At 63.3% G+C, this 16365-nt stretch carries 14 protein-coding genes; 4 read left to right on the top strand and 10 right to left on the bottom strand.

Annotated elements, in window-relative coordinates; all coding sequences use genetic code 11:
• Nucleotides 1-13: 13 nt before the first annotated feature.
• From ACFY9W_RS01845 to ACFY9W_RS01815, 7 genes are all read right to left on the bottom strand, one after another.
• The gene (locus ACFY9W_RS01845; protein WP_391124959.1) at nucleotides 14-1195 is read right to left on the bottom strand and encodes a hypothetical protein; all 1182 of its coding nucleotides are present in this window, start codon (nucleotides 1193-1195) and stop codon (nucleotides 14-16) included.
• Nucleotides 1196-1209: 14 nt separating this feature from the next.
• Nucleotides 1210-1944 carry a molecular chaperone gene (locus ACFY9W_RS01840; protein ID WP_391124956.1) on the bottom strand — a complete coding sequence of 245 codons (735 nt, stop codon included), beginning with the start codon at nucleotides 1942-1944 and terminating at the stop codon, nucleotides 1210-1212.
• A gap of 122 nt (nucleotides 1945-2066) precedes the next feature.
• Entirely contained in the window at nucleotides 2067-4577 is a 2511-nt protein-coding gene (locus tag ACFY9W_RS01835; protein ID WP_391124953.1) for a CS1-pili formation C-terminal domain-containing protein, read from the bottom strand.
• Between the two features lie 87 nt (nucleotides 4578-4664).
• Nucleotides 4665-5144: a CS1 type fimbrial major subunit gene (locus tag ACFY9W_RS01830; protein ID WP_391124950.1), complete on the bottom strand. Its 480-nt coding sequence runs from the start codon at nucleotides 5142-5144 to the stop codon at nucleotides 4665-4667.
• Nucleotides 5145-5366: 222 nt separating this feature from the next.
• Nucleotides 5367-7031, bottom strand: coding sequence for a cation/acetate symporter ActP (locus ACFY9W_RS01825; RefSeq protein WP_391124947.1), 1665 nt, complete (start codon nucleotides 7029-7031; stop codon nucleotides 5367-5369).
• Entirely contained in the window at nucleotides 7028-7339 is a 312-nt protein-coding gene (locus ACFY9W_RS01820) for a DUF485 domain-containing protein (RefSeq protein ID WP_016715535.1), read from the bottom strand. The genes ACFY9W_RS01825 and ACFY9W_RS01820 overlap by 4 nt, the downstream gene beginning before the upstream one ends.
• Nucleotides 7340-7579: 240 nt before the next feature.
• Nucleotides 7580-8440 carry a glycine betaine ABC transporter substrate-binding protein gene (locus tag ACFY9W_RS01815; RefSeq protein WP_300024604.1) on the bottom strand — a complete coding sequence of 287 codons (861 nt, stop codon included), beginning with the start codon at nucleotides 8438-8440 and terminating at the stop codon, nucleotides 7580-7582.
• A gap of 197 nt (nucleotides 8441-8637) precedes the next feature.
• Here ACFY9W_RS01815 and ACFY9W_RS01810 point away from each other — a divergent pair, with 197 nt between their 5' ends.
• On the top strand, nucleotides 8638-10203 hold the full coding sequence (locus tag ACFY9W_RS01810; protein WP_391124943.1) for a beta (1-6) glucans synthase: 1566 nt from the start codon (nucleotides 8638-8640) through the stop codon (nucleotides 10201-10203).
• 174 nt (nucleotides 10204-10377) lie between these two features.
• Here the strand turns inward: ACFY9W_RS01810 and ACFY9W_RS01805 are convergent, their stop codons facing one another.
• Nucleotides 10378-10746 carry a hypothetical protein gene (locus ACFY9W_RS01805; protein ID WP_391124940.1) on the bottom strand — a complete coding sequence of 123 codons (369 nt, stop codon included), beginning with the start codon at nucleotides 10744-10746 and terminating at the stop codon, nucleotides 10378-10380.
• A 190-nt stretch (nucleotides 10747-10936) separates the two neighbouring features.
• Between ACFY9W_RS01805 and ACFY9W_RS01800 the strand changes: the two genes are divergently transcribed.
• Complete coding sequence (locus tag ACFY9W_RS01800; RefSeq protein ID WP_391124937.1) at nucleotides 10937-12235, top strand: serine/threonine protein kinase; 1299 nt, start codon at nucleotides 10937-10939, stop codon at nucleotides 12233-12235.
• Nucleotides 12236-12308: 73 nt separating this feature from the next.
• Complete coding sequence (locus ACFY9W_RS01795; RefSeq protein WP_391125457.1) at nucleotides 12309-13052, top strand: MlaA family lipoprotein; 744 nt, start codon at nucleotides 12309-12311, stop codon at nucleotides 13050-13052.
• 115 nt (nucleotides 13053-13167) lie between these two features.
• On the opposite strand, the gene ACFY9W_RS01790 is transcribed toward ACFY9W_RS01795, so the two are convergent.
• Together ACFY9W_RS01790 and ACFY9W_RS01785 are read right to left on the bottom strand one after the other, a co-directional pair.
• Entirely contained in the window at nucleotides 13168-14316 is a 1149-nt protein-coding gene (locus ACFY9W_RS01790) for a patatin-like phospholipase family protein (protein WP_391124934.1), read from the bottom strand.
• 143 nt (nucleotides 14317-14459) lie between these two features.
• Nucleotides 14460-15395 carry a lipid A biosynthesis lauroyl acyltransferase gene (locus tag ACFY9W_RS01785; RefSeq protein WP_391124931.1) on the bottom strand — a complete coding sequence of 312 codons (936 nt, stop codon included), beginning with the start codon at nucleotides 15393-15395 and terminating at the stop codon, nucleotides 14460-14462.
• A 111-nt stretch (nucleotides 15396-15506) separates the two neighbouring features.
• On the opposite strand from ACFY9W_RS01785, the gene minC reads away from it, so the two are divergent.
• Nucleotides 15507-16268 (top strand): septum site-determining protein MinC, encoded by a 762-nt coding sequence (minC, locus tag ACFY9W_RS01780; RefSeq protein WP_391124929.1) that lies wholly within the window; start codon nucleotides 15507-15509, stop codon nucleotides 16266-16268.
• Nucleotides 16269-16365 lie beyond the last annotated feature (97 nt).

Raw genomic sequence — 16365 nt, 5'->3', positions numbered from 1 at the left:
GGAAAATGCCACGTCATAACTCGGCATCGAAGATCACGGTGACTTGACCGGTGTAGGTCTGCCCCGGGTTCTTGAGCATGCCCTGCACCTCGTCGCGGCCAGCCTCGAAATGCAGTTGGCCCGGGCGATTGAGGGTCGGCATCGATGCCTCGAAATACAGCGCCGCATGTCGGCCGGTCGGCAAGGCCACGTGATTAACCGGGTTGCCGAGGTACTGCACGCCCGGCGGCAGGCTCAGGCTGACTTGCACGGCGGCATCTTCGTTGTTGTCATTGCGGATCGCGCAACCCGCGCCGCTGTCGTACTGGCACAGCTTGTAGGCCTTGAACGGGCCGGTCGACCACAAGCGGAACGGCAGGTCTCGGTAAAGCCGCCCAGGCGCTTTGCCGCCGGACAGCCAGGCCTGCCAACCCCCTTTGGGTTCGAGCACGGCGCGCTCGGAGCCAGGTGGAAACTCGACAAGGAAGGGATGCTGGACGTCGAGCTCGAAGTTGAGCGTAAGGGTGTCAGTGCTCAGGTTGGTGACATCGTTGCCGAAGTCGAAATCGCCACCCGGGCCTATGCGGTAGGTAGTCGTACCGCGATAGATGCCGGACCTGAGGCGGTAAGGCGGTGGCATATCCAGCACAAAGGCGGCGGCGAATTCCGTCATGTCGACCGTCATGACCGTGCCTTCTGGTGCATAAGTACTATCAGCCCAGCACGGCTCGGGGGCATCAGGATTGGATAGAAAAATAGCGTGCGCGGCTCGGCCATTCGCCCAGCCGCCGCTGTTGCCGCCGCTGGTGCAACCACCTCCCAGCAGGTTCCAGAAAGGGTTGCGATCAAGCCGTGAGCTGTACGCAGCGAAGCTCAACAGCTCCCACTTGAAGTGCATGCGCCGCGGCTCGCCAGAGTCATGATAAACCTCGATATCCCGCCCGGCAGGTGCTTTCACGAAGCCTCTGTCACGCCAGTCCGGCGCGCCTTTTACCGTTTTTTTTGTAAAGGTGATAGGCAGATCGACAGTGGTCCTGCCCCGGCACGATAATGGCCAGCGCTCGCACATATGGCCCGGGGGCGTGGTATTTTCGAACCGCCCCGAACCACCCCCCCTGTATTGCGCCGTAATCGTCAACTCGATCGCGCTGGCCAGTGGTGCCAGCAACAACATCGCCAGCGCCAGGGCATTGCGCAGACTGGCCAATGCCGCCATGCCCTTGGCCGGCCTCATCCTTCCACCGCCATCGCGGTCAGGGTTGAGCCTTCATGCAACTCGAACTGGTGCAATTTACCCGCCTGCCCTTCGAACTCTCGGGTACGCCCAGGCAGCAAGTGATGCTTGGTCGCCGGCTCGCACGCTTCACCGGCGGACTGGCACTGGCGGAACTGGTCCAGCACCACGGTGCTGTTACCCTGGTTGCTGACCGTGAGCTTGCCGCCCTGGCGCTGCACCGGCGTCTGGAATTGCGCCTCGGCCGGCCGCACGAACAGCAACGAGCCGTAGCCTGCCAGCAGGTTGACCCCGGCCTTGAGGTGTTCGCGGTACTCTTCGGCCTCCTGTGCATCGACGGCAAAGCCATCGCCCAGCTCTGGCAGTACCGGCACGAAGCGCAAGCGGAAGTAACGCTCTTTGTCGCGCTCGCCGCGGTACAGCAAACGCACGGCCTGCATACCCTGGGCCGGCACGATCAGCCGCGCCGGGCTGGCCACCAGGCCGCGCTGCTCCAGCGGCAGGCCATCGGTATTGACTTCGCGGGCATTGCCATCGCTGTCGTACACCAGCTCGGCGACGCTGACCTTGACAAAGGCGGTTGTATCGCCGCCGTTGCGCACCCGCTTAAGCAAGGTGCTCTTGCCGCCGTCCAGGTAGTCGTAAAGCGCGCCGACATTGAGCTCGGGTGCCGCGCTGGCTGCCAGCGGCACAACCAGCAAAGCCAGGGCGATCAGGCGATGGATGTTCAAAGTTGAAGGCTCCTTGGGTGAGTGTAGCGATGGGCATACCGTAAAACGGCTGCAGTCGCAGGAGTTGTAGGACCCGTCTGAACTGACGGTAGGGCGGCTCTGTGTGTGATCAAGGTCAAGGTCTAGCTCTCGCCGCGCGCGCCATTCGCGGCGGCGGCTCTGGCCAGGCTTGCCGGCGTGCAACGCTGGTCGCCGGCCAACAGCACATCGTCTTCACGCGCCAGTTGCGCCAGGTCCAGCGTCAGCAGGCACACCGCCTCCCCTTGCTGGCGAATTTCCAGGGTGGGGGTGGACTCGCTCATCTCCACCGCGAAAAAGCCATCGGCTTCGCTGACACTGCGGCTGGCGTGGTTGATCACCTGGGCACCGCGCAGCGGCTGCCCATGGCTGTCGAGCAGGCGGCCGATCACGGTCAGGGTGCGCAATACCCGCAGTTGCCGGTAGGCGATGCCGCCACGGTTCAGGTGGTAGTCCACGCTGGACGGCTGGATCACGGCTGCGGTGGCGTCGGTACCTTCGAGGTCGAACTGCACATGGCCGGCCTTGTAGGCCGCCACCGGCACCACGTTGCGCCCTGGCCGCAAGTTGGCAGTACCGCCATGACGGTCGTCTGCACGCAGCTTCAGCCCTTCGATGTCGCTTTCCACATCGACGATGATCCCCGCCTGGTGGGGCAGGTACTGGCCACTCACCGCTGCCTTGCCGGCACCCACCGCCAGCATGCTTTCAAGGTTGAGGCCGCCGCTGAACTCACCGTTGTACGAGGAGCGCTGGAAGTAGGCATCGCCATGCAACTGCTGGTTTTCAAACTGCGTGTCGCCCCCCAGGCCGGCACCATAGCGGTCGGCGCTGGCGGTCAGGCCAACACTGCGCAGCGGGCCGAGGTCGACGTCCTGTTGGTAGGCCAACGCGGCATTCAGGTCACGCCCGCCGTCGCGGGCGGTACGGGTGCCGACGCTGGCCGACAGGCGCCGGCCACCCACGCCGCCCAGGCTCATGCTGAGGCTCAGGTTGACACCGCGGCTGCGTGCCTCGCCGGTGCCCACGTTGCCCGGCCGGTCGAACAGCGACAGGCGCCAGTTGGCCTGCGAACCCAGTAACTGGCCGAAGTACGACCAGCCCAGGTCCACCCCCGTACCCGCGTTGGCCCCGGTGCTGTGCGACACACGCACACTGGCGGTATTGCGCGGGTCCAGGCGGTGGTTGTACGACAGTGACGTCTGCGTTTGCCGGGCCTGCCAGTTGGTCGGCTCACGGGCCTCGCGCAGCGACTCCGGGCGCGCCAGCCAGGTGCTGCTCTGGCTGGCCACCAACGAGCTGCTTTCACCGGCATGGATCAGTTGCAGGTCATAACCATTGCCGTAGCCCTCGGCCCGGAACAGGTTGCCGTACAGTTTGAAGCGGTCGCGTACATCCCAGTCCAGCGAAGTTCCGTATTGCACGGTCTCGTCGATGCGCTGCGCCGACAGGCCGACGATAGCCCGCGGGTGTAGCAGGTAGTTGGCCAGCACGCCTGCGGCCAGGCTGTCATCGGCGTCGTGCTGCCAGTTGCTCAACACGCTGCTCTGTCGGCCCAGGTACAGGTTGTAGCGCCACGGGGCATCGGTGCTGCGCCAGTTGCTGGGTTTGTAGATGAACGCCTGGCTGCGCGAGGTGACCTGGCCGTCCTCGACCAGGCGTATTTCCACTTCATAGATGCCACCGGGCAGCACTTTGCTGTCCAGCGTCTGCAGGCCTGGCTGCACCGGCTGGCTGTTGATCAGCACGCCATTGCGGTAGATCTCCGCCACGGCGGGGCGGTTGGGGGTGACGTAGATGGGCGTCGCACTGGGCGCGCCATTGTCGATGGCCAGGCTGTCGCTGCTGCCGAACATCAGGCCCAGGGTGGTATCGGGGCTGGTGCCCATCAGCCGTGGCTGGCGGGTCAGGCCCTGGGCACTGGGGGTGAAATAGCCAAGCCGGTAGAAGTGATCTTGTACAAGACGTTCCCCATACAGCTGGTCAACCCGGTAACGCGTGCTCTGCTGGCTATCGCTGCCACGGTCGAGCTGGCCATCGGCCAAGGTTGTCCAGTTACCCAGGCTGCCCTGCCCTTGCAGCGCATAGCGCCCGCTGGTGGCGCGGCCGTCATTCACCAGGTTGAGCTGGTTGCGCAGCAGCAGGCCGTAGCTGCCCTGTTCGGGAAGCCGATGGTAACGCTCGCCTGCCGTTGACGCTTCGGCCTGGTCGGTGAGCAGTGACAGCTGCGAATTGACCAGGCTGTAATGCACTGCGCGCAAGCCATCGGGGCAATCCACCTGGCAGTCGCCCAGTGGCCGGCCGTCGACCAGGCGTTCGCGCCAGCGCCGCCGCAGGCTCTCCGGCTCACGGCTGTCGAGGGTTTCGGTAAATTCCAGCAACTGCACGCGTTGATCGCGGCTGAGCACCACCATGGCATCGCCCAGGTAGCGGCCGTCCAGGTCCACCCTGACGGCCAGCGGTACTTCATAGAAGTGCGCCTCGAATTCTCGCGGCAGGCCTTCGGTGCCGCCGAATGCCGCAGGCGCTGCCTGGCCATTTACAGGTGCAACGGCCAGGCAGGCTGCCACCGGCAGGCTGCGGTACAGCGCACGTAACGGGAAGTATCTGGTCATGAGTGTCGCTTGCAGGCAATACCTGCCCGCCCCGCGGCAGGGGCCGAGGGCAGGAGCAGGCAACAACGAATGAACGGTAAGGGCGAATCAGGGTGCGGCGGTTTCGAAGATCATGCTTACCAGGCCCTGGTAGTTGCCTGGCTCGTAGCCCGCAGCGGGTGCCGGTTGTGCGGCGACTTCAAAGCCGATGATCGCCCCCGGTGCTGCCTGGCTGGCGCTGACCACTTCGTTTGGCGTGGTCTGCAATACCGTGTCGCCAACCTTGACGTCCAGGCCGATGTTGTTGGTGCCACTGGCAATCACGGCAGGCGATACCAGGTAGGCGGTGATAGGGCCGACGGTGCTTTTGACTTGCAGTTCCTTGCGGATTGGCTCGAGCTTGGCCTGGTAGGGGTTCCAGCCCAACTCCTGAGGGTCGTTCATCCAGTTGCCGCCAACCGGCTCGACGAAGAAGGCATCGGTCGGTACCTGGGCGGTTACCTGCACCTGTTTTTCAATCGGGTCGACCGCGTGGGCCGCGCCGGCGAAAAGCAAGGCCAGCGGAAGGGCGAAGAACATACGTTTCACGAATCAAATCTCCTTGAAGGAATCACAGGCTGACGGGCGACTGCCCGATCAGTGGAGGCGATTATTCGTGAACGCTGGCGCGGAATGATTAGGACCGTTCCGAGCGAATTTAGGAAATTTCCCAAGCAAATTCATTTTGCCACTATCCGCTGCCAGACCCTGAAACGCACAACGCCCCGGCTAGCGGGGCGTTGTGCGTTTCAGGGTCTGGCAGCTACAGCATCAGTGGGAAACCGCCCCGCTGGCACCCAGGCCAGTCTGCGAACGCACGAACTGCGGGAAGAACTTCGCACGCTCGTCATCAGCCGCCTTGGACTTGTCGGTGATCGAGAAGAACCAGATGCTGACGAAGGCAATCGCCATCGAGAACAGCGCCGGGTACTCGTAGGGGTAGATTGGCTTCTCGTGGCCGAGGATCTGTACCCAGATGGTCGGGCCAAGAATCATCAGCGTCACTGCGCTGATCAGGCCCAGCCAGCCGCCGATCATGGCGCCGCGGGTGGTCAGCTTCTTCCAGTACATCGAGAGCAGCAGGACCGGGAAGTTGCAGCTGGCGGCAATGGAGAACGCCAGGCCAACCATGAAGGCGATGTTCTGCTTCTCGAACAGGATACCCAGGCCGATCGCCAGCACGCCCAGGGCGACGGTGGTGATCTTCGACACGCGGATCTCGTCCTTGTCGTTGGCCTTGCCCTTGCGCCACACACTGGCGTACAGGTCGTGGGACACCGCCGAGGCACCGGCCAGGGTCAGGCCCGCAACCACTGCCAGGATGGTGGCGAAGGCCACAGCCGAGATAAAGCCGAGGAACACACTGCCACCCACGGCATTGGCCAGGTGCACTGCCGCCATGTTGTTGCCGCCCAGCAAGGCGCCTGCTGCGTCCTTAAAGTCCGGGTTGGTGCTGACCAGCAGGATGGCACCAAAGCCGATGATGAAGGTAAGGATGTAGAAGTAGCCGATGAAGCCGGTGGCGTACAGCACGCTCTTGCGCGCTTCCTTGGCGTCACTGACGGTGAAGAAGCGCATCAGGATATGCGGCAGGCCGGCGGTACCGAACATCAGCGCCAGGCCCAGCGAGAAGGCCGAGATCGGGTCCTTGACCAGGCCGCCCGGGCTCATGATCGCCTCGCCCTTGGCGTGTACCTTGATGGCTTCGGAGAACAGCGTGTTGAAGTCGAAGCCGACGTGCTTCATCACCATCAGCGCCATGAAGCTGGCACCGGACAGCAACAGCACGGCCTTGATGATCTGTACCCAGGTGGTGGCCAGCATGCCGCCGAACAGCACGTACAGGCACATCAGGATACCGACCAGGATCACCGCCACGTGGTAGTCCAGGCCGAACAGCAGCTCGATCAGCTTGCCGGCGCCGACCATCTGCGCGATCAGGTAGAAGGCCACCACCACCAGCGAACCGGAGGCCGACAGGGTGCGGATTTCCTTTTGCCCGAGGCGGTACGAGGCCACGTCGGCAAAGGTGTACTTGCCCAGGTTGCGCAGGCGTTCGGCGATCAGGAACAGAATGATCGGCCAACCGACGAGGAAGCCGATCGAGTAGATCAGGCCGTCGTAGCCAGAGGTGAACACCAGCGCGGAAATACCCAGGAAGGAGGCTGCCGACATGTAGTCGCCAGCGATTGCCAGGCCGTTCTGGAAGCCGGTGATCTTGCCGCCGGCAGCGTAGTAGTCCGACGCCGACTTGTTACGCTTGGAGGCCCAGTAGGTGATGCCGAGGGTGAAGGCGACGAAGGCCACGAACATGGCGATGGCGGAAACGTTAAGCGGTTGTTTCTGCACCTCGCCGGTCAGGGCATCGGCGGCCCACACGGCGGGTGCGAAGGCTCCGCAGGCCAGTACGGCCAGGGCTTTGGCGTGGCGAATCATTGTTGCGCCTCCTTCAGGATGGCCTTGTTCAGCTCATCGAATTCGCCGTTGGCGCGGCGTACGTAGATGGCGGTCAGGACGAATGCCGAAACGATCAGGCCGACGCCCAGGGGGATGCCCCAGGTAATCGACGACTCAGGGCTGAGCTTGGCGCCGAGCACTTGAGGACCGTAGGCGATCAGGAGGATGAAGGCGCAGTACAGGCCGAGCATGATCGCCGAGAGTATCCAGGCGAACCGTTCGCGTTTGGTAACCAGCTCCTTGAAGCGGGGGCTGTTTTGTATCGAGAGGTAAATGCTGTCGTTCATTGTTTTTGTCCTAGCAGCACAGGTAGGGGATGAAACCCACGCCCTTACTTTATGCGGCTGTTGGACGGCAACCAGACGACCTTAGTCTTAGATGCAACGGTGTTTTACCGATTGCGTAACAAAGTGCCGGCCCTTTCGCGGGCTTGCCCGCTCCCACAGGGGGATCACAAGGCCTGAGGGCAGTGATACACCTGTGGGAGCGGGCAAGCCCGCGAAGCAGCAAAACTGGCCCTGAAGTTCTTACTTGCCGGTCCACTCCTTCACACGATCAGGGTGCTTGGCCACCCAGTCCTTGGCCGCCGCTTCAGGCTTGGCACCGTCCTGAATCGCCAACATGACTTCGCCGATTTCATCCTTGGACTGCCACTGGAACTTTTTCAGGAACTCGGCAACCTCAGGGGCTTTCTTGTCCAGTTGCTTGCTGCCGATGCTGTTTACGGTTTCAGCCGCACCGTAGACGCCTTTAGGGTCTTCAAGGAACTTGAGCTTCCACTTGGCAAACATCCAGTGGGGTACCCAGCCAGTCACTGCAACGGACTGCTGCTTGTCATAGGCACGGGTAAGCTCGGCAATCATGCCTGCGCCAGAACTGGCCTGCAGTTTGTAGCCAGTCAGGTCGTAGTCCTTGATGGCCTGGTCGGTCTTGATCATCACGCCGGAGCCGGCGTCGATACCTACGATTTTCTGCTTGAAGCTGGTGTCGGTCTTCAGGTCGGCAATGCTGTTGGCCTTGACGTACTCCGGCACGATCAGGCCGATTTTTGCATCTTTGAAGTTGGCCCCGTAGTCGACCACCTTGTCTTTGTTCTTGGCCCAATACTCACCATGGGTAACGGGCAACCATGCCGACAGGATTGCATCGAGCTTGCCGGTAGCAACGCCCTGCCACATGATCCCGGCAGCCACGGCCTGCAACTTCACGTCGTAGCCAAGCTTCTGCTTGATCACTTCTGCGGCCACGTTGGTGGTGGCCACACTGTCGGCCCAGCCATCCACGTAACCAATGCTTACTTCTTTGGCCATTGCCTGTGCTGCGCTCATTCCCAGTACCAGGGCGGTGCCTACACCCAGGAAACGTCGCATTTTTTTCAAAGTTGCCATCAAAGCATCCCCTCGTCAGGTCTTGGAGATTGCATCATCTGCCTGCAACAGCGGGCGACCTGATCCAGCTGCGACCTGTACCTGCCCCATATGCGACAGCACTGTGCCATTAGCGCCATCGGCCTACAGCAGCCTGCGCGATCCTTGCATGCCAAAGCTTTGGCGCCGGGCTACTATCTACCCTTTTGCGCCTGACGATGGACCGCCCGATGCCCAGTTCTGCCCGCTTGCTGTTACCGCTGTACCTGCTCGCCTGCCTGTTGGCCCTGCTCGGGCTTGCGGGGCTCTGGTACGGGCTTGGCAAGCCGGTGCACCTGCCCGACGCGGCCAGCCCGACACACAAGTTGCAGTGCGCGTCCTACACGCCGTTCGACAAGGACCAGTCGCCCTACGACCAGCCGTTTCGTTTGCGCCCGGCACGCATGGACGCCGACCTGGCGTTGCTGGCTGAGCGATTCCAGTGCATCCGCACCTATTCCATGACCGGTCTTGAGGCAATCCCCGCGCTGGCGCGCAAGCATGGCCTGAAAGTGATGCTGGGCGCCTGGGTGAACGCCCACCCGGCAGACACCGACAAGGAAATCGAGCTGCTGATCGCCACCGCCAACGCCAACCCCGATGTGGTCAGCGCGGTGATCGTGGGCAACGAAACGTTGCTGCGCAAAGAGGTGACCGGTGCACACCTGGCCAAGCTGATCGCCCGGGTGAAAAGCCAGGTGAAGGTGCCGGTTACCTACGCGGATGTGTGGGAGTTCTGGTTGCAGCACCCGCAGATTGCCCCGGCGGTGGATTTCCTGACCATCCACCTGCTGCCCTACTGGGAGGACGACCCACGCGGCATCGATGACGCCCTGGCCCACGTGGCCGATGTGCGCCGGGTATTCGGCACGCGCTTTGCGCCCAAGGACATCGTGATTGGTGAAACCGGCTGGCCCAGCGAAGGCCGCCAGCGCGAAACCGCCCTACCCAGCCGGGTCAACGAGGCGCGCTTCATTCGCGGCTTTGTGGCCATGGCTGAAAGCAACGGCTGGCACTACAACCTGATCGAAGCATTCGACCAGCCCTGGAAGCGCGCCAACGAAGGTGCAGTGGGCGGGTACTGGGGGCTTTACGATGCCGACCGGCAGGACAAGGGCGTACTTGAAGGGCCGGTGAGCAATTTGCATTACTGGCCGCAGTGGTTGCTGGCCAGTGTGCTGTTGATGGCGGCCATGTTGGTACTCGCCGGGCGCCCCGCCAGCGCGCAGGCGGCACTGTTGCTGCCAGTGCTGGCGGCGTTTGGCGCGGCTTGCCTGGGGCTGTGGGGCGAACTGATGCGCACCCATGCGCGCTTTGCCGGGGAGTGGGTATGGGCGGTGGTGCTGGCCGGGCTGAACCTGCTGGTGCTGGCCCATGCGCTGCTGGCCCTGGCGCAGCGGGCGGGCTGGCGCGAACGCTTGTTCGCCTGGCTGCAGGCGCGGGCCGGCTGGCTGTTGCTGGCGGCCGGCTTTGCCGCGGCGGTGAGCATGCTGGCGATGGTGTTCGACCCACGCTACCGTAGCTTCCCCAGTGCGGCACTGGCGTTGCCGGCGCTGGTGTATGTGCTGTGGCCGGTGCGGGCGCGGCGTGCGGAGGTGGCGTTGTTGGCGTTTATCGTCGGAGCCGGGGTGGCGCCGCAACTGTTTGTCGAAGGGTTGCAGAACCAGCAGGCCTGGGGTTGGGCGGTGGTGAGTGTGCTGATGACCGCTGCCTTGTGGCGCAGCTTGCGGGTGCGCAAGGTTTGAGACCCTGGGGCCGCTACGCGCCCCATCGCCGGCAAGCCAGCTCCCACAGGGACCGCGCAAGCGTTCAGATATCGAGCAAGTCAGTTGGCCCTTCACAGGAGTGTGCAGTGCGTTCAGGCGGTGATGACCCTGTGGGAGCTGGCTTGCCTGCGATGGGGCGCGTAGCGGCCCCTGTCAGCCTTGCTGCGGTCTCCTGACCAGGCGCAACCCCGCCAGCACCAGCGCAAACACCGCGATGCTGGCGGTGTACAGCACCAGCGCCGGCACCGCGAGCACCAGGGCCAACACCGCCAGCCACCAGCCGGCGCGGCCGGAAACCACCTGCGCCAGCAGCGCCAGGCCCAACCCGCCCCAGGCCAGCACCTGGTGGTGAATGCCCAACCCCAGCAACGACCGCACCTCACACTGCCAGTACGCCGCCGGCACCGTGCACAGCCCAACCCACTGGCCATCCTCCATCAGCCCATAGCGCACACCATAACTGGCAGCGAGCCACAGCCCGAGAAACAGCACAAGCAGAGCAGCTGGCAGCGCACGAGACATCCCGTTCTCCAATAGCGGTAATCGAAAGCATCCATGATCGCTTATGCCCCGATGTAAGGCAAAATCACAACCCTGCAGCTATGTTGCAGATAACCAGCACACCAAAGGCCACCGCGCCAGGCAACTTTGCCCGCGTTGATGTGGTCCTAGCCTGCACACTGCTCGACCTTGCGTTCTTTTGGGGGATTACATGCTTCGATCTTTGCGCCTCGCTGCCTTGCTCGGCAGCCTGCTCATGGCTGTGGCCGCTTCGGCGCGGGATATCGACGCCGCGAGCTACGGCTACCCCTTGACCAACCCGTTCGAGGCGACCATCGCCACCACGCCGCCGGAGCAGCGCCCGACCCTGCCCAGCGACGACGAAATCAACCAGTCCGACTACAGCCTGAACCTGCGCCCGGAGCGCGAGTTCACCCTGCCCGACAACTTCTGGGCGGTGAAAAAGCTCAAGTACCGCATGGCCCGGCAGGACCACGAGGCACCGCTGATCTTCATCATCGCGGGCACCGGCGCGCCCTATAGCAGCAGCATCAACGAATACCTGAAGAAGCTCTTCTACCAGGCCGGCTTCCACGTGGTGCAGCTGTCGTCGCCCACCAGCTACGACTTCATGAGCGCCGCCTCGCGTTTTGCCACCCCCGGCGTCAGCCAGGAAGACGCCGAAGACATGTACCGGGTGATGCAGGCCGTACGTGCCCAGCACCCGCGCTTGCCAATCAGCGAGTTCTACCTCACCGGCTACAGCCTGGGCGCGCTCGATGCGGCCTTTGTCAGCCACCTGGACGAAACCCGCCGCAGCTTCAACTTCAAGCGCGTGCTGCTGCTCAACCCGCCGGTCAACCTGTACACCTCGATCAACAACCTGGACAAGCTGGTGCAAACCCAGGTCAAGGGCATCGACCGCAGCACCACGTTCTATGAACTGATGCTGCAAAAGCTCACGCGTTACTTCCAGGACAAGGGCTACATCGACCTCAACGACGCCCTGCTGTACGACTTCCAGCAGTCGAAACAGCACTTGTCCAACGAGCAGATGGCCATGCTGATCGGCACCTCGTTCCGCTTCTCGGCGGCCGACATCGCCTTCACTTCCGACCTGATCAACCGCCGTGGCCTGATCATTCCGCCGAAGTTCCCGATCACCGAAGGCAGCAGCCTCACCCCGTTCTTCAAACGCGCCCTGCAATGCGACTTCGACTGCTACATGACCGAGCAGGTGATCCCGATGTGGCGCGCCCGCACCGACGGCAACAGCATTTTGCAACTTACCAACCAGGTGAGCCTGTATGCCCTGGAAGACTACCTGCGCAGCAGCGACAAGATTGCCGTGATGCACAACGCCGACGACGTCATCCTCGGCCCGGGCGATATCGGCTTCCTGCGCAAGGTGTTTGGTGAGCGCCTGACCCTTTACCCCCATGGCGGCCATTGCGGCAACCTCAATTACCGCGTCAACAGTGACGCCATGCTGGAGTTCTTCCGTGGTTAACAAACTCCTCTTCGCCACTGCCCTGCTTGCCGCCGGCCACACCCTGGCCGCCGAAACCGCGCCTCGCGCCAGCGTGATCGAGGCTGATCCGCAAGTGACTGCCGCACCGCTGGTACCCGAGGCCGATGGCTTCATCGACCCGCTGCGCGAGCTCAAATTCAACCCGGGGCTGGACCAGCGCGAGTTCGAGCGCTCCACCCTGGAGGCGCTGAACGTGTACGACCCACTGGAGTCGATCAACCGGCGCATCTACCACTTCAACTACCGGCTGGACCAGTGGGTGCTGCTGCCGCTGGTAAGTGGCTACCAGTACGTCACACCGCGCTTCGTGCGTACCGGGGTAAGTAACTTCTTCAACAACATCGGCGATGTGCCGAACCTGTTCAACAGCGTGCTGCAGCTCAAGGCCAAGCGCTCGGCAGAGATCACTGCCCGGTTGATGTTCAACACGATCATTGGCGTAGGTGGGCTGTGGGACCCTGCGACCAGCATGGGCCTGCCGCGCCAGAGCGAAGACTTTGGCCAGACCTTGGGGTTCTATGGTGTGCCAGACGGGCCGTACCTGATGCTGCCGGTGCTGGGCCCATCGAACCTGCGTGATACCACCGGGTTGGTGGTGGACTATGCGGGCGAGCAAGCCATCAACTACCTGAACGTGGCCGAAGCCAGCACCGACCACCCGGAAATCTTTGCCTTGAAAGTGGTGGACAAGCGCTATACCACCAAATTCCGCTATGGCCAGCTGAACTCGCCGTTCGAGTACGAAAAAGTGCGGTATGTGTATACCCAGGCGCGCAAGTTGCAGATAGCCGAGTAAGCAGGCTTGGCCTCTTCGCGGGCTTGCCCGCTCCCACAGGTATTGCACAATTCCTGAAGGTTGTGCGGTACCTGTGGGAGCGGGCAAGCCCGCGAAGAGGCCGGTACAGCCAACATCAAATCCCCAGGAACTGGCACAGCTCCCGCTTCTTGGCCAGAGCATCCCTTCGCCCCAGTTCGATCAGCTCACTGCAATAGCTCGCCTCGAACAGCAAATAGCTCAACACCCCCGCCCCGCTGGTGCGCGTCGCCCCCGGCCCCCGCAGGAACAGGCGCAATGCCGCTGGCAACTCGCGCCGATGCCGGGCAGCGATTTCGTCCAGTGGCTGGCTGGGCGCCACTACCAGCACGTCGATCGGCGCCAGCCCCAGGCGCCGGGCATCCAGGTGCGCCGGTAGCAACCGGCTCAAATGGTTGAGCCGCTGCAGCAGTTCGATGTCATCTTCCAGGCTGTCGATGAAGGTGCTGTTGAGCATGTGCCCGCCAATCTGCGCCAGGCTCGGCTGCTGCCCGCTGAACACCCGCTGGGTCGGCAACGGCGGCGCTGGCCGCTGCGGGTTGCCACTGACCCCGACCACCAGCACCCGGCTGGCGCCCAGGTGCAGGGCCGGGCTGATCGGCGCCGACTGGCGCACCGCGCCATCACCGTAGTATTCGTCACCCAACTGTACCGGGGCGAACAGCAACGGGATCGCCGCACTGGCCAGCAGGTGGTCGATGGTCAACGGCGTGGGTACGCCGATGCGACGGTGGCGCAACCAGGCTTCGATGGTGCCGCGGCCCTGGTAGAAGGTGACCGCCTGGCCAGACTCGTACCCAAAGGCGGTGACTGCCACGGCACGCAGTTGCTCGGCGGCAAGGGAATGGCCGATGCCGTCCAGGTTCAGGTGTGCTTGCAACAGGCTGCGCAATGGGCTGCTGTCCAGCAGTGCCACTGGCGCCTGCCCGCCCAACCCGAGCAGGCTGTGGCCGACGAAGCGGCTGGCCTGGCGGACCACGCCGGGCCAGTCGCTGCGGATGACCAGATGGCTGCGGAAGTTCTGCCAGAAGGCGGTGAGCCGCTGCACGGCATCGTTGAAATGGGTAGCGCCGCTGGCCAGGGTAACGGCGTTGATGGCCCCGGCAGAGGTGCCGACGATGACCGGAAACGGGTTGTGCGCGCCGGCCGGCAGCAGCTCGGCGATGCCGGCCAGTACGCCGACCTGATAGGCCGCGCGGGCGCCGCCGCCAGAAAGGATAAGACCGGTTACCGGGGGTGGGGCCATGGCATCCTTCCTGGATCAGTTGTTTTCAGGCCCGGCCTCTTCGCGGGCACGCCCGCTCCCACAGGATCACCACAGGCCTGGGCAATCCGCAGACCTGTGGGAGCGGGCAAGCCCGCGAAGAGGCCGGCACAGGCAAAATCAGTTCAGCGCTTTTTTTTCTCATACAGCCGCGGCGCCCCTTCGGGCCGCGACTTGAACCGGCGGTGCGCCCACAGATACTGCTCGGGGCACTCGCGTAACACGCCTTCCACCCACTGGTTGATGCGCAGGCAATCGGCCTCTTCGCTTTCGCCCGGGAAGTCCGCCAATGGCGGGTGGATAACCAGACGATAGCCGCTGCCATCCTCCAGGCGCTTCTGGGTAAACGGAATCACCTGTGCCTTGCCCAGCCGGGCAAACTTGGTAGTGGCGGTTACCGTCGCCGCCTGGATGCCGAACAGCGGTACGAAAATGCTCTGTTTGGCGCCGTAGTCCTGATCCGGTGCGTACCAGATCGCGCGGCCCGAACGCAGCAGCTTGAGCATGCCGCGCACGTCTTCACGCTCCACCGCCAACGAATCGAGGTTATGGCGCTCACGGCCGCTACGCTGGATGAAGTCGAACAGTGCGTTACCATGCTCACGGTACATGCCGTCGATGGTGTGCTGCTGGCCAAGCAATGCAGCGCCGATTTCCAGCGTGGTGAAGTGCACCGCCATAAGGATGGCGCCCTGCCCCGCCTGCTGGGCGGCCTGCAAGTGCTCCAGCCCCTCGATATGGGCCAGGCGCGCCAGCCTGGCCTTGGGCCACCACCAGCTCATGGCCATTTCGAAGAAGGCAATGCCGGTGGAGGCGAAGTTGGCCTTGAGCAAACGCTGCCGCTCGTCGACCGACAGCTCCGGGAAGCACAGCTCCAGGTTGCGCGCGGCAATGCGCCGCCGCTCGCCGGCAAAGCGGTACATCACCGCCCCCAGCGCGGCACCGACTTTCAACAGCACCCGATACGGCAACTGGACCACCAGCCACAGCAGGCCCAGGCCCAGCCACAGGCCCCAGAACTTGGGGTGAAGGTAATAGGGACGAAAACGCGGGCGTTCCATTGAAGCTTCCGGAAAGACAAAGGCTGCGCATTCTACAACGGATCAGCGTATGTTGCGGGCAACCGGTGTTCTCGTTATAAGTCAGGGCACTTTTTTCGCAACAAGCCGTCTATGCAGACCATGAGCCCAAACCACACACCCGACACCGCCTCCGTGTTCCAGCTCAAGGGCAGCATGCTCGCCATTACAGTACTGGAACTGGCGCGCAATGACCTTGAAGCCCTTGACCGCCAGCTGGCGGCCAAAGTCGCCCAGGCGCCCAACTTCTTCAGCAACACGCCGCTGGTGCTGGCGCTGGACAAGCTGCCGGCCGACGAAGGGGCGATCGACCTGCCCGGCTTGATGCGGATCTGCCGCCACCATGGCCTGCGTACCCTGGCCATCCGCGCCAACCGCATCGAGGACATCGCTGCCGCCATCGCCATCGACCTGCCAGTGCTGCCACCGTCCGGCGCACGCGAACGGCCACTTGACCCTGAACCCGAGGTGGTCAAAAAGCCCGAGCCAGCCCCTGCGCCAGCACCGGCCCCCGAGCCCGAGGTACGCCCGACCCGCATCATTACCTCGCCGGTACGGGGCGGCCAGCAGATCTACGCCCAGGGTGGCGACCTGATCGTCACCGCCTCGGTCAGCCCGGGTGCGGAACTTCTGGCCGATGGCAACATCCATGTGTACGGCGCCATGCGCGGCCGGGCGCTGGCCGGCATCAAAGGCAACACCAAGGCCCGTATCTTCTGCCAGCAGATGACCGCCGAAATGGTCTCCATCGCCGGCCAGTACAAGGTCTGCGAAGACCTGCGCCGCGACCCGCTGTGGGGTTTCGGTGTGCAAGTCAGCTTGTCTGGTGACGTGTTGAACATCACCCGTCTTTAACGGATACTTGCCAGCATTTTTAGAGCAACTTTTTTACCGTTGCCGTTATTTACGCTATTTCAGTTATTTGCAGGGACTCGTGTCCCGATCATTTTAG

The organism is Pseudomonas sp. NPDC008258 (genome assembly GCF_042956345.1).
In the GTDB taxonomy this organism is placed as follows: domain Bacteria; phylum Pseudomonadota; class Gammaproteobacteria; order Pseudomonadales; family Pseudomonadaceae; genus Aquipseudomonas.
This window is presented reverse-complemented; position numbering and strand designations above follow the sequence as displayed.

What these genes read in the sequence shown, in the direction of transcription:
- ACFY9W_RS01845 (WP_391124959.1), bottom strand. Translation starts at nt 1,195, where the DNA reads ATGGCGGCATTGGCCAGTCTGCGCAATGCCCTGGCGCTGGCGATGTTG.
- ACFY9W_RS01835 (WP_391124953.1), bottom strand. Translation starts at nt 4,577, where the DNA reads ATGACCAGATACTTCCCGTTACGTGCGCTGTACCGCAGCCTGCCGGTG.
- ACFY9W_RS01825 (WP_391124947.1), bottom strand. Translation starts at nt 7,031, where the DNA reads ATGATTCGCCACGCCAAAGCCCTGGCCGTACTGGCCTGCGGAGCCTTC.
- ACFY9W_RS01820 (WP_016715535.1), bottom strand. Translation starts at nt 7,339, where the DNA reads ATGAACGACAGCATTTACCTCTCGATACAAAACAGCCCCCGCTTCAAG.
- ACFY9W_RS01815 (WP_300024604.1), bottom strand. Translation starts at nt 8,440, where the DNA reads ATGGCAACTTTGAAAAAAATGCGACGTTTCCTGGGTGTAGGCACCGCC.
- ACFY9W_RS01810 (WP_391124943.1), top strand. Translation starts at nt 8,638, where the DNA reads ATGGACCGCCCGATGCCCAGTTCTGCCCGCTTGCTGTTACCGCTGTAC.
- ACFY9W_RS01805 (WP_391124940.1), bottom strand. Translation starts at nt 10,746, where the DNA reads ATGTCTCGTGCGCTGCCAGCTGCTCTGCTTGTGCTGTTTCTCGGGCTG.
- ACFY9W_RS01800 (WP_391124937.1), top strand. Translation starts at nt 10,937, where the DNA reads ATGCTTCGATCTTTGCGCCTCGCTGCCTTGCTCGGCAGCCTGCTCATG.
- ACFY9W_RS01790 (WP_391124934.1), bottom strand. Translation starts at nt 14,316, where the DNA reads ATGGCCCCACCCCCGGTAACCGGTCTTATCCTTTCTGGCGGCGGCGCC.
- ACFY9W_RS01785 (WP_391124931.1), bottom strand. Translation starts at nt 15,395, where the DNA reads ATGGAACGCCCGCGTTTTCGTCCCTATTACCTTCACCCCAAGTTCTGG.
- minC (WP_391124929.1), top strand. Translation starts at nt 15,507, where the DNA reads ATGCAGACCATGAGCCCAAACCACACACCCGACACCGCCTCCGTGTTC.